Here is a 12495-nt window from a genome sequence, read left to right on the forward strand (position 1 = left end):
CTTTCTGGCTCCGGCCGTCTGACCCCCTTTTCTTTCTGTTGCCTTGATGGACGCGACAACACCATGAGCGAACGATTCGTCTACACCACCCCGCTGGATCCGCTGGCGCGCTCGGGCACCACGCTGGTCATCGTCACGCACGAGATCGGCTTTGCCCGCGAAGTGGCCGACACCGTGGTCTTCATGGAGCAGGGCCGGGTGCTGGAGACCGGCACGCCCGAACAGGTGTTCAACCGTCCCGCGCACCCGCGCACCGCGGAGTTCCTGGCCAAGGTGCTCTAGCCGCTCTCTTTTACCTTTTCTACGACCTGCATGCGCGGCGCCTGGCCGGGCGCCAGCCTGCGCGCATTGCTTCTTTTTCTCTTGTCCTTTTTCAGGAACCATCCGATGAACTTCACCCGCCGCTCCACCTTCCTTGCCCTGGCGCTGGCCGCCGCGGCCATGGCCCCGCTGCAGGCCACGGCCCAGGCCGTGGACCTGAGCCCCGAACAACCCGGGCGCCCGCGCTCGGCCAAGGTCGACGAGGCGCTCCGGCTCGTGTCCAAGGACTTCAAGTTCGCCAAGGAGGGTGTGCTCACCGTGGGCACGACCACGGGACGCCTGCCGTTCGGCGCCTATGCCACCGACAACAAGACCCCCGTGGGCAATGCGCCCGACATCGCCCAGCTCGTGGCCGACAGCCTGGGCCGCAAGCTCGAACTGGTGTCGGTGGCCTGGGCCGACTGGCCGCTGGGCCTGCAGTCGGGCAAGTTCGACGTGGTGATCTCCAACGTCACGGTGACCGAGGAGCGCAAGGAGAAGTTCGACTTCTCGACCTACCGCAACGACCAGCTGGGCATCTACGTGAAGGCCGACAGCAAGATCGCCGCGATCAAGGAGCCCAAGGATGTGGCGGGCCTGAAGATCATCGTCGGCGCGAGCACCAACCAAGAGCAGATCCTGCTGCGCTGGAACCAGCAGAACGTGGCCGCGGGCCTCAAGCCCGTGGAAATCCAGTACTACGACGACGATGTGGTGCTGTACCTGGCCATCCTCTCGGGCCGGGCCGACGCCTACCTCGCGCCCAACGGCATTGCCGCGCACAACGCGCGCGACGGCCGCACCAAGCTGGTCGGCACCTTCTCGGGCGGCTGGCCGCAGAACGCCGAGATCGCCGTGACCTCGCGCAAGGGCTCGGGCATTGCCGAGGCGATCACTGCGGCGCTGAACACGCAGATCCAGAACGGCAACTACGCCAAGTCGCTGGAACGCTGGAACCTGCAGTCCGAGGCCATCCAGGTCTCGCGCACCAACCCGCCCGGCCTGCCCAAGAAGTGAGGCATCGCATGCGCACCATCTCTTCACCCCTTCTGCGCGGGCTGGCCGCCGTGGCCCTGGTTGCATGGGGCAGTGCCGCCCTCGCACAGACCTTCGACTTCACGCCCGAGCAAAAGGGCCGGCTGCGCACCGAGCGCAATGCCGCGGCGATTGCCGCCATTCCCAAGGACTTCAAGTTCGTCAAGGAGGGCACGTTCACCGTGGCCATCGCGCCCTTTGCGCCGCCCATCTCCACCTATGCCAGCGACGCCAAGACCGTGGTGGGCTTCGACCCCGACTACGCCCAGCTCATCGCCGATGCGCTGGGCCTGAAGCTCGAGCTGCAGCCCATCGCCTGGGCCGACTGGCCACTGGGCCTGTCGTCGGGCAAGTACGACGCCGTGATTTCGAATGTGGGCGTGACCGAGCAGCGCAAGGAGAAGTTCGATTTCTCCACCTACCGCCTGGGCCTGCACGGCTTCTATGTGCGCGTCGACAGCAAGATCGCCTCCATCAAGGAGCCCAAGGACGTGGCTGGCCTCAAGGTCATCACCGCCTCGGCCACCAACCAGGAGCGCATCCTGCTCGAATGGAACCGCAAGAACGTGGCGGCAGGCCTCAAGCCTGCGGAGCTGGTCTACTTCGACGACGATGCCGCGCGCCTGCTGGGCGTGGTCTCGGGCCGGGCCGATGCCAACTTCAACCCCAACGCCCCCCAGGCCTACCATGCGGCCAAGGACGGCAAGATCAGGCTCGTGGGTACGGTGAATGCGGGCTGGCCGCTCAAGTCTGACGTGGCCATCACCACGCGCAAGGGTAGCGGCCTGGCCGATGCGCTGACGCTGGCAGGCAACGCCATCATCCGGAGCGGCAAGTACACGCAGACACTCGCGCGCTGGCGCCTGGCAGAAGAAGCGCTGCCGCGCTCGGAAACCAACCCGCCCGGCCTGCCGAAGTTCTGAGCCATGCCCATCCGCCATCTCGCCTTTCTGTCACCCGGCAATTTCCCCGACACCGATCCCTTCGACGGGCTGGAGCACACGCTGCAGCTGTTCGCCTATGGCGAGGCTCTGGGCGTGAGCCTGTTCAATGCCTTTTTGAAGCCGCGCAAGTCCCTTTTCGGGATGGGATGCTAGGCGCGGTGCGCAGTTGATAGCTCAGCTATCAACAAGCGCCGCAACGCCGCAGACCGCCCGAAAACCGAAGGTTTCGCCGAAGGCAAAAGGCACTTGCCCTTCGGGTTGGAGTGAAATCGGGCGATTGGACGCCCCGGCTGCTTGCATGGGCATGAGCCCATGCGGCGCATCCGAAGCATCCACTCATCCCGATTGCACTCCAACGCGGCTTCAAAAAGGCATTGAACAGGCTCCCACAGCGCCTGGGTGCGCCAGCGCCACCTGGAGCGCGGGGTGTCCTCGGCCGCGACCTTCCTGGCTGCTGCGAGCCAGCGCACGCTGCGCATCGGCCTGGGAACGGCCGTGGTGCAGATGGGCTACGAGAACCCTTTCCGCCTGGCCGAGGACCTGGCCACGGTGGACGTGCTTTCGCGCGGGCGCCTGCACGTGCGCCTGAGCGCCGGGGCGCCGCCCTATGGCGCGCTGCTGGGCGAGCGGCTGTTCGACGGCGATGCGGGCGGCATCGATTTTTCGCACGCGCGGGTCGAGCGCCTGAGGCGCAACCTGCAGGGCGAGTTGATAGGGGACGAGGAGACCTTTGTCGAATCCCCTGCAGGCCGCCAGCGGCCGCGCCTGCAGCCCCATGCACCGGGCCTGGCGCAGCGCCTGTGGTACGGCGGGGGTTCGCTGCGCTCGGCGCAGTGGGCGGGCGAGCAGGGCTACCACCTGCTCATCGGCAACATCAACCGGGGCGAGCAGACCGAGCATTTCTTCGAGGCGCAGCGCACCCAGCTCGACCTGTTCCATGCCCGCTGGCGCGCGCACCAGCCGCCGGGCAGCGTGCCGCGCGTGGCGCTGGGGCGGGTGATCGTGCCGCTGGACGGGGCCGATGCCTCCACCCGCGCCCGCTACCTGGCCTGGGCCGCCACGCGGCAGGCGCGCACCCTGGCCCCCCAGGGCGAGCGGTGTACGCTGTTCGCACGCGACCTGGTGGGCAGCAGCGATCAGATCCTGCAGTGGCTGCGCGAGGACCTCATCGTGCCGCTGGTGCAGGAGCTGCGGCTGGAGCTGCCCTACGACTTCGCACCCGTGGAATACCGCCAGATCCTGGAGGACACGGCCCGGCTCATCGCGCCCGCGCTGGGTTGGCAGCCCGCGCATGCCCAGGACCATGCTCCAGAGCCCTGGCCGGCATGATGGCGATGGGGCAGCGTCCGCTCAGCGCTTGGGTTCGCTCCCCGCCGGTGCCGGCGCGGACGCGCTGCTCTCGGCCTTTTCCATGGCCGACAACAGCTCGGGGAAGATCTCGGTGTGGATCTTCTCCTGCAGGCGGGCGCTGAGGGCGTCGTTGGCGGCAACCACCTTGGCGCGCTGGGCCTTGCGCGCGGGGCTGCGTTCGCTGGCCAGCAGCAGGCGCAGCTCCTCGGGCGCCAGGTGCGCGCGCAGGCGCTGCACGATCAGGGGCAGCACGGCGTCGAAGCGGATCTCCGCGCGCATGCGCTGCGACACATGGGCAAACCACTGCTGTTGCTGCTTGCTGGGCGCCTTGGACTGGACCCAGCCCATCTGCTCGCGCATGGCGGCGTCCAGGCGCTGCATGCGCGCGTTGAACTCGCTTTGCATCAGTTGCCGGGCCAGGTCGGCGGCGAGGGCATCGTGGGCATCCGCAGCAGTCCAGGGGGCGGGTTTGGGCGTCTTGGAGGGCTTGGCGCGGCCCTGGTCGTCACTGGCATCGATCAGCGCGTCCACGCGCTCGTCCATGAACTTGGCCAGGTCAATGGCCGCCTCGATCATGGCGGGCTGCAGCTTGTTCAGGTGCAATTGCCCCGGCGCCGTTCCGTAGAAGGCCAGCAGGGCCTGGGCATCGGCCTGGGTGTACTGGGAGCGGTACACCTCGGTGACTAGGGGCGCCAGCCGCTGCCATTCGAAATGCTTTTCCAGCACCGGCTGGGCGGCCGTGTAGGCCTTGCGCTTGCGCTCGCGCATCGCCGGATCGGGAATGCCCTCGATGGCGTCGAGCTGCGCCTGGTTCACCGCCTGCATCATCTGGCGCATGCGCTCGGGCTTGTGCTCGGCATCGAAGATGGACTGCAGCGTGGCATCGCTCACGGCAGCAGGCGAGGTGCTGGACGCCGCAGGCCGCGCGGTGGCGCGGGTCTGGCCCACGGCTTCTGCCAGCGGGGCAAGGGCCGTGATCGCAAGGAGCAGGGCTGCGACCAGGGGGCGGGTGCCTGCTGGGTGGGTGCGAAGGGGCTGTTCAACGGTCGGCATCGATGCAGTTCCTGGGAAACAAAGGCCGCATGGTACCTGCGGCCCCGGTACCGGGACTACCGCGCCGCCGCTACCTCGCGCCCCAGCTCGATCACGGCCATGGCGTAGTAGCTCGACCAGTTGTAGCGCGTGATGGCGTAGAAGTTCTCCGTGCCCGCCACATAGGTCGGGGCGTCGCCGCCGTTCTGCAGCTCCACCAGCGCCAGCGGGCCCGTGTGCTGCGCGCCTGCGGCGTCGAGCAGCGCGCCCTTGGCCTGCATGCTGGCGGCGCTGAAGGTGGGCAGGAGGTCCGGGGCCAGCAAGGTATCGAGCTGCAGCCGCGCGGTGTCGAACTGCACGCCAAAGTGCGTGGGCATGCCGGTGGTCCAGTTGTGGCCCTTGAAGTAGTTGGCCACCGAACCGATGGCATCCACCGGGCTTCGGAACAGGTCGATGCGACCATCGCCATCGAAGTCCACCGCATAGCGCACCCAGCTCGACGGCATGAACTGGCCCAGGCCCATGGCGCCGGCGTAGCTGCCGCGCGGCTCGAAGGGGTCGATGTTGCTGCGGTTGGTCAGGCTCAGGAACTGCTCCAGCTCGCGCTGGAAGAATTCGCGGCGCTCCTTGGCGCGCGGGTGGGCGTCGGGGAAGTCGAAGGCCAATGTGGCCAGCGCATCCATCACACGGAAGTTGCCCATCTGCTGGCCATAGATGGTCTCCACGCCGATGATGCCGACGATGATCTCTACCGGCACGCCGTACTCGGCCTCGGCGCGTTCCAGCGCCTCGCGGTGCTCCTGCCAGAAGCGCACACCGGCGCGGATGCGCACCGGGTCGATGAAGCGGCTGCGGTACACGCGCCAGTTCTTGGGCGTGCCCACCGGGGGCGGCAGCATCAGGCGCGGCACCTGGGACAGCATGCGCGCCTGGCCGATGGCCTGGCGCACCCATTCGCGGTCCAGCCCGCGCCGGACGGCCAGGTCGTCGGCAAACGCCATGGCATCGGCGCGGCCGGCGTAGGGCACGCCGCCTTGGACCGTGGTGTTCGAGGCGGTCTTCTTCGGGCTCGCCGACTTGGCGGGCTTGGCGGAGGGGTTGGCGTGGGTGCTCAGGGCACAGGCCATCGCCACCCAGGCGATGGCAACGGATTTCAAAAGGCGCATGGATTTGGGGTCATCGGCCCCGTGCAGACGGGGGCCAGGGCAGGGTGTTGAATTCGCGGCGCAGGGCGCCGAACTCCTGGGCAGGCTCGGGGGCATAGCGTACCTGCTCCAGCCGCAGCAGCCAGGCCGCCACGCCGCTGGCGCTGTCGCCGAAGTGGGCCGTCACCTGCTGGGCCATGGAGCGCGGGGGCAGCGTTTCAGGCAGCGGCAGGCCAGCCTTGGCCAGGCGCTGGCGCACGCGGGCCAGCAGGCGCAGCCAGGGGTCGTGCTGGCTGCGCTCCCACAGCGTCCAGAGCCCGCCGCCGCTGGCGGCAATCACGATGAGGATGCCCAGCACGGTGGAAAGGTCCTGCCAGCTCGGCGACTCGAAGCCCAGGGCCTTGAGCAGATCGAACTGGCGGCTCTGGCTGTAGTTCAGTACCCACTGGTTCCAGCCATTGTTCACCGCCTCCCAGACGGCGCGCAGGTTCTGCACCATGCCCGGGCTCAGCGTGCCCATGGCGGCCGCAATGGCGCCGTCGGGTGCGCGCAGGCGCTGGAACTGGCCCACGCGGCCGGGCGCCACGGCACCGGTAGGGTCCACACGCACCCAGCCGCGCCCTTGCATCCAGACCTCGGCCCAGGCGTGGGCGTCGGCATTGCGCACCGTCCAGTAGCCGTCCACCGGGTTGCGTTCGCCGCCCTGGTAGCCGGTGACTATGCGTGCGGGAATGTCCATTGCACGCATGAGTATCACGAAGGCTGAGGCAATGTGCTCGCAAAAGCCTTCCTTGCGGTCGAACCAGAACTCATCGGCCGTGTGCTCGCCGAAGACGCCTGGCTCGAGCGAATAGCCATAACCGCCCGTGCGCAGGCGCTGCAGCACGGCGTTGACCAGGGCCTGGGTGCCGGCGCCGGCCAGCGCCGGGTCGGCCCGCATTTCTGCCGCCAGGGCCAGGGTGCGCGGGTTGAAGCCGGGCGGCAGTTCGGTGTACACGCGCAGCTGGCGCACGGACTCATCTGGGCCATGGCGGAATTGGGGGTAGCTCACCGCCTGGTAGCGCAGCACATCGGTGATGGGGCGCGTGGTCATCCATTGCAGGTCCTGCGTCATGTAGGCCTGCATGTTGGGCAACACGGGGGCCTCGGGCGTGGCTTCCAGCACCATCAGCCAGGGCTGGCGCTGGGGCTCCAGCGTCACCTCGTAGCGCACTGCCGGGCCGCTGGTCTGCAGATTGGCGCGTACCGCCACGCGGGCCGCCCACTCGCTGTCTTCGCGGAACGGCTCGGCCACCCACTGCCGGCCATCGAAAGAGGCCATGACCGGCCCGCGGAAGTACAGCGTGGACTGCTGGGGGATGTCGGTGGGGGCGCCCTCGAAACGCAGGCGGATGGCCACGCGTTCATCGAGCGCAATCTCGGCCATGTCCCCGATCTTCATCGTGCCCGAGAGGCCGCTGCGCCCGGTCAGGTTGTCGCTGGGCATGCCCCACAGCGGCGACATGCGCGGGAACAGCATGAACAGCGCCACCATGATGGGCGCGCCCAGCAGGGCCATGGTGCCTGCCATGCGAAAGGTCTGCGAAAGCGGCGGGCGCCCCACCGGCATGTGGGCATTGACCAAGGCCATGAGCAGGCCCAGCAGTGCCACCAGCATTGCCCCGGCGGTGAGCAGCGACTGCGAGAAGAAGAAATTGCTGAGCATCGTGAAGAAGCCCAGGAAGAACACCACCATCGCGTCGCGGCGCGCGCGCAGCTCCAGTGTCTTGAGGGTCAGCAGCATCACCATGAGCGTCACGCCTGCGTCACGGCCCAGGATGGTGCGGTGCGTGAGCAGTGTGCCCGCCACGGCCACGACCACCAGCACCGCGAGCACCCAGCGCCCGGGCAGGGGGCGGGCCTTCCAGGCCAGCCAGCCGCGCCACAGCAGCATGCCGAAAGCCACGGCACTGGCCCAGGCAGGCAGGTTGGCGACCTGGGGGGCGATCACCCAGGCCGTGGCGAACAGCAGGAACAGGGTGTCCCGCGTGTCGCGTGGCAGGGAGACGAGGGTCTGGCGCAGGCTCATGGAGCGTCGGGTTTCCGGGAGAAGGGGCGAGGGCAATGGGTTTGGAGGGCGGGTTTGCGGCAGAAGTTCAGCACAGGGCCAGCGCTTCCAGGCAGCGGCGCCGGTGGGCGGTGCCGGTGTCGGGCGCGATCTCCACGCCGGGCAGGCGCAGGCCGTAGTCCAGGCCCAGGCGGTCGGCCTGCAGCACCCAGGCGGTCAGGCGCGAGATGCGGGCCTCGGGGTCCGGCAACGCGGCCAGCGCCGGGTCCAGCCAGAGCTCGTGGCGCTGGGCCTGCTGCGAGTCGCGGCTCACCAGGTCGTCGGTGCCCGTGCCCAGGGTCTTGGCGGCCTTCTTCCAGACCACGAGCTTGAGCGGGTCGCCACGCCGGTAGGCGCGCACCCCGTCGAATTCGCCGATGCCCTGCGAGGGCGCACTGCCGGTGCCGGCGCCGCGTGGCTCGCCCGGGGGCAGCGGCGGTGCGGGCAGCTCGGGCTCCGGGTACACCAGCACCTGGGCAGCCGGCCGCCAGTAGGTCCAGACGCGGAAGGTGCCCAGCGGAAACCGGGTCTCCGCCGTCAGCACGGGCACGCGGTGCAGCCCCCGGCGCGGGGGAGCAAACGCCACATGCACGGTGGAACGCCCCTGCGCGGGTACGTCGGTCCAGGCCCAGTGGTGCGCCTCGCCGCCGCTGCCGTGCACGGCCAGGCCGATGCCATAGCGCGGCTTCTTGCTTTCGCTGGAGACCTGGATCTCCACGGTCGCGCTGCTTCCCATGAAGTGAGGCTCGGGCTCCTTGAGGTGCAAGGTGATGCCGCGCAGCGTGGCGTGGCAGATGTGCATGCCGATCACGGCGCTGCCCGCCAGCAGAAAGGTCAGCAGGTAGCCGAGGTTGAGCTGGTAGTTGATGGACGCGATCAGCAGGATCAGCAGCGTGAGCGCCAGCATCCATCCCGCCCCCGTGGGCAGGATGTAGACATTGCGCTGGGTCAGCGTGAGCGTGTCGCTCAGCGGCCGGCGCACCATCCACCAGGCCTCGAAGCGCTTGCGCACGCGCGTGAGCGGGTTGAGCGCCGCCAGGGCGGCACGCAGCCGGCCGGCGGCGGCACCGGAATCCGTGTGTTGTCCTGGAGAGGCGGTGGTCGACATCAGGGAAGAGGAACTGAATCGACCATGGCCCGCACCTGTTCGACGGCGCCCCGGCCGGCATCGCCCACGGGCACCAGCCGGTGCGCAATGGTCTGGGGCAGGATGGCCTGCACGTCGTCGGGCGCCACATAGTCGCGCCCGCTGATCAGGGCCTGCGCCTTGGCGGCCCGTACCAGGGCGATGCCGGCGCGCGGCGACAGGCCCAGCAGGAACCAGCGGCCCGAGCGCGTGGCCGCGATCAGGTCCTGCACATAGTTGAGCAGCGGGTCGGCCGTGTGCACCGCCAGCACCTGGCGCTGCAGCTCGGCCAGCTCGTCGTCCGACAGCTGGGGCAGCATGGAGTCCACCATGTCGCGGCGGTCGGCACCGGCCAGCAGCACGCGCTCGGCCGCGCGGTCGGGGTAGCCGATGGAGATGCGCATCAAAAAGCGGTCCAGCTGCGACTCGGGCAGTGCAAAAGTGCCCAGCTGGTCGTGCGGGTTCTGCGTGGCGATCACGAAGAAGGGGTGGGGCAGGGCGCGCGTCTCGCCCTCCACCGACACCTGCTTTTCTTCCATGGCCTCTAGCAGCGCGCTCTGCGTCTTGGGGCTGGCACGGTTGATCTCGTCGGCCAGCAGCACCTGGGCGAAAACCGGGCCGGGGTGGAACACGAAGGACTCCTTGCCGCGCTCGTACACCGACACCCCGGTCAGGTCGCTGTGCATCAGGTCGGCCGTGAACTGCACACGCGAAAACTGCAGCCCGAAGGTGCGTGACAGGGCATGGGCCAGCGTGGTCTTGCCTACGCCTGGAACGTCCTCGATCAGCAGGTGGCCGCCGGCCAGCAGGCAGGCCACGCAGTCCTGTACCTGGGCCTGTTTGCCCACGATCACCGTGTTAAGCTGGTCCAGAAGCGATTTGATTTTGTGCTGGGCATTCATGGTCATGGCGCGACGTTATCCTAAAAGTACGAGACACGGGGATTGACTGTGAGCAAAACGGGCTATTTCACCCACCGCGACTGCTGGAAGCATGAAATGGGCCCCGGGCACCCCGAGTGCCCCGAGCGGCTCGACGCCATCGAGGACCGGCTGCTCATCACCGGCGTGGGCGATGCGCTGGACCGCCGCGAGGCGCCCGAGGCGTCGCTGGCCGACATCGAGCTGGCCCACGACCGCCTGCACGTGGCCGCCATGCGCGGCCTGTCCGACCGGCTCAACGAGGAAATCCTGGCTGGCGGCCCGAGCTATTCGCAGCTCGACCCGGATACTTCCATCAACGCCCATACCTGGAAGGCCTCGCTGCGCGCCGCCGGGGCAGCCCTGGCTGCCACCGATGCGGTGATGGCCGGCGAGCTGGAAAACGCCTTCTGCGCCGTGCGCCCGCCGGGCCACCACGCCACCCGCAGCAAGGCCATGGGTTTTTGCTTCTTCAACAACGTGGCCGTGGCCGCGAAGTATGCGTTGCAGCGCCACAACCTGCAGCGCGTGGCAGTGGTCGATTTCGACGTCCACCACGGCAACGGCACCGAGGACATCCTCGCCAACGATCCGCGGGCGCTGATGGTCAGCATTTTTCAGCACCCGTTCTACCCCTACAGTGGCGACCAGGACCCGGCCCCCAACATGGTCAACGTGCCGGTGCCGGCCTACACGCGCGGCATGGACATCCGCGAGATCATCGAGATGATGTGGATCCCGCGGCTCGAGGCCTTCAAGCCCGAGATGGTCTTTGTGAGCGCCGGCTTCGACGGCCACCGCGAGGACGACATGGGCCAGTTGGGTCTGACCGAGCCCGACTATGCCTGGATCACCCAGCGCGTGAAGGACATCGCGCGCCGGTACTCCAAAGGGCGCATCGTGTCCTGCCTGGAGGGTGGCTATGTGATGGGGCCGCTGGCGCGCAGCGTGGAAGCCCATCTGCGTGTGCTGGCCGACCTTTGATTCGAAAGAAATGTGAAACGCTTATGACGGAAGCACTGAACCCCTTGCGCGTCGAACGCGATGCGCGAGGCGTGGTGACCCTGACCCTGAACGACCCTGCGCGCTTCAATGCCCTGGGCTCGGAAATGCTGACTGCGCTGCAGCAGGCGCTTGATGCTGCTGGCCGCGACGAGACCACCCGCGTGGTGGTGCTGGCGGCTGAGGGCAAGGCCTTCTGCGCCGGCCACAACCTCAAGGACATGGCGGCCCACCCCGATCTGGCTTGGTACCAGCAACTGTTTGCGCAGTGCAGCCGAATGATGCTCTCCATCCACAAGCTGCCCCTGCCGGTGATCGCGCGGGTGCAGGGCATGGCTACTGCGGCTGGGTGCCAGCTGGTGGCGCAGTGCGATCTGGCCGTTGCGGCTGACAGTGCAACCTTTGCGACCAGCGGCATCAACTACGGTTTGTTCTGCGCTACGCCCAGTGTGCCGCTGGTGCGCAATGTGCCGGCCAAGCGGGCGATGGAGATGCTGCTGACTGGGGATTTCATTGATGCTTCTACGGCTCTGGAGCAGGGGCTGGTGAATCGGGTGGTGCCTGCTGCTGGGTTGGATGCGGAGGTGGAGAAGTTCGTGGCGTCCATCTTGCAGAAGCCGCGTGTTGCTGTGGCCATGGGCAAGGCGCTGGTGTACCAGCAGCGGGAGCTGGGGATGGAAGCGGCATACCAGTTGGCGGGGCAGGCCATGGCAGTGAACATGATGGATGGGGCTGCTCAAGAAGGGGCTCGGGCGTTTGTTGAGAAGCGGGCTCCGGCCTGGAAATGATGGTCGGCCGACATGGGTTCTTATTGCTTCAGTTCCTTTGCTGAAGGCGGAGGCCGGGTCCCGGCCCGGCGGCCGAGGTACTTGTTCTTTGCTTCGCCAAAGAAAAGTACCCAAAATAAAGGCGACCCTGCTGTCCGCGTCCCTTCGCTGCGCTTCGCGCAACCCGCGATGCTCGAAGCTGGGGTGCGCCGAAGATCTCCCTGCGCTGCCTCTGCGAGGCAGCTCCGGTCAAACAGCTTCGGCGAGCCAGATGACGATGCGCGTGTGTCCTGCGGCACACGCGCCACCCCAGCTTCTGCGCTTCTCGGCACGTCCAGAAGGGACTGGGGGCCCCATACGGGCCATTGCTTCGCTCGGCCTGGTGGTCCTTCGCTGCGCTCGGCTCGCCAAAGCGATCGCGTCAGTTGCGTCGGCAGCGCGCAGCGCGTAACCGACACCCGGCGCGGCTGCCAAGGCAGCAGCCGTGTGGTACCCGCTTCCTACCCCTGCTGGCTGCGCCGAGAAGCGCAGGAGCTGGGGTGGGTGTATGTGCCGAAGGACACATGCACTTCGTGGTCTAGCTCGTCGATGCTGTCTGAGCGGAGTTCGAAGAACGCAGCGAGTTCATCGACGCCCACCCCAGATCCGAGCATCGCAGGTTGCCCCCGTTCGCCCGACAGGGCGAACGGGGGACGCAGACTGGGGGTCGCCTTCTCTTTGGTGACTTTCTCTTGGCGACGCAAGAGAAAGTTACTGCGCCGCCGGGCGCACATCCCGGCCTCCGCCGT

The 12495-nt window shown here is 67.9% G+C and carries 11 protein-coding genes and 2 pseudogenes; 7 read left to right on the forward strand and 6 right to left on the reverse strand.

What is annotated here, in order from left to right; all coding sequences use genetic code 11:
• Window positions 1-102 precede the first annotated feature (102 nt).
• The 5 genes and pseudogenes from ACK59X_RS10335 to ACK59X_RS10355 all read left to right on the forward strand — a co-directional run.
• A pseudogene (locus ACK59X_RS10335) lies at window positions 103-282 on the forward strand (ABC transporter ATP-binding protein); the annotation flags it as partial.
• Window positions 283-387: 105 nt separating this feature from the next.
• Window positions 388-1317, forward strand: a complete 930-nt coding sequence (locus ACK59X_RS10340; protein WP_409957097.1) for an ABC transporter substrate-binding protein — start codon at window positions 388-390, stop codon at window positions 1315-1317.
• An 8-nt stretch (window positions 1318-1325) separates the two neighbouring features.
• On the forward strand, window positions 1326-2258 hold the full coding sequence (locus tag ACK59X_RS10345) for an ABC transporter substrate-binding protein (protein WP_409957099.1): 933 nt from the start codon (window positions 1326-1328) through the stop codon (window positions 2256-2258).
• Between the two features lie 3 nt (window positions 2259-2261).
• Entirely contained in the window at window positions 2262-2432 is a 171-nt protein-coding gene (locus ACK59X_RS10350) for a hypothetical protein (protein ID WP_409957101.1), read from the forward strand.
• Between the two features lie 228 nt (window positions 2433-2660).
• Window positions 2661-3608: pseudogene (locus ACK59X_RS10355) on the forward strand (LLM class flavin-dependent oxidoreductase); the annotation flags it as partial.
• Window positions 3609-3629: 21 nt separating this feature from the next.
• On the opposite strand, the gene ACK59X_RS10360 reads toward ACK59X_RS10355, so the two are convergent.
• The 5 genes from ACK59X_RS10360 to ACK59X_RS10380 all read right to left on the reverse strand — a co-directional run bounded on the left by ACK59X_RS10360 (window position 3630) and on the right by ACK59X_RS10380 (window position 9920).
• Window positions 3630-4682 (reverse strand): DUF2059 domain-containing protein, encoded by a 1053-nt coding sequence (locus tag ACK59X_RS10360; RefSeq protein WP_409957103.1) that lies wholly within the window; start codon window positions 4680-4682, stop codon window positions 3630-3632.
• 56 nt (window positions 4683-4738) lie between these two features.
• A complete protein-coding gene (gene mltB, locus ACK59X_RS10365) occupies window positions 4739-5827 on the reverse strand; it encodes a lytic murein transglycosylase B (RefSeq protein WP_409957105.1) in 1089 nt (362 codons plus the stop codon).
• A gap of 10 nt (window positions 5828-5837) precedes the next feature.
• Entirely contained in the window at window positions 5838-7874 is a 2037-nt protein-coding gene (locus ACK59X_RS10370; RefSeq protein WP_409957107.1) for a DUF3488 and DUF4129 domain-containing transglutaminase family protein, read from the reverse strand.
• Between the two features lie 67 nt (window positions 7875-7941).
• The gene (locus ACK59X_RS10375; protein WP_409957109.1) at window positions 7942-9000 is read right to left on the reverse strand and encodes a DUF58 domain-containing protein; all 1059 of its coding nucleotides are present in this window, start codon (window positions 8998-9000) and stop codon (window positions 7942-7944) included.
• Window positions 9000-9920, reverse strand: a complete 921-nt coding sequence (locus tag ACK59X_RS10380) for an AAA family ATPase (RefSeq protein WP_409957114.1) — start codon at window positions 9918-9920, stop codon at window positions 9000-9002. Before ACK59X_RS10380 ends, ACK59X_RS10375 begins: the two co-directional genes overlap by 1 nt.
• Window positions 9921-9968: 48 nt before the next feature.
• On the opposite strand from ACK59X_RS10380, the gene ACK59X_RS10385 reads away from it, so the two are divergent.
• Both ACK59X_RS10385 and ACK59X_RS10390 read left to right on the forward strand, forming a co-directional pair.
• Entirely contained in the window at window positions 9969-10922 is a 954-nt protein-coding gene (locus ACK59X_RS10385; protein WP_409957116.1) for a histone deacetylase family protein, read from the forward strand.
• 23 nt (window positions 10923-10945) lie between these two features.
• Complete coding sequence (locus ACK59X_RS10390) at window positions 10946-11728, forward strand: enoyl-CoA hydratase (protein WP_409957111.1); 783 nt, start codon at window positions 10946-10948, stop codon at window positions 11726-11728.
• 479 nt (window positions 11729-12207) lie between these two features.
• Here ACK59X_RS10390 and ACK59X_RS10395 read toward each other — a convergent pair.
• The coding region (locus ACK59X_RS10395; protein ID WP_409957113.1) for a hypothetical protein at window positions 12208-12495 on the reverse strand (288 nt) is incomplete at its 5' end.

The organism is Acidovorax sp., from assembly GCF_046339755.1.
Taxonomy (GTDB): Bacteria; Pseudomonadota; Gammaproteobacteria; order Burkholderiales; family Burkholderiaceae_C; genus Acidovorax.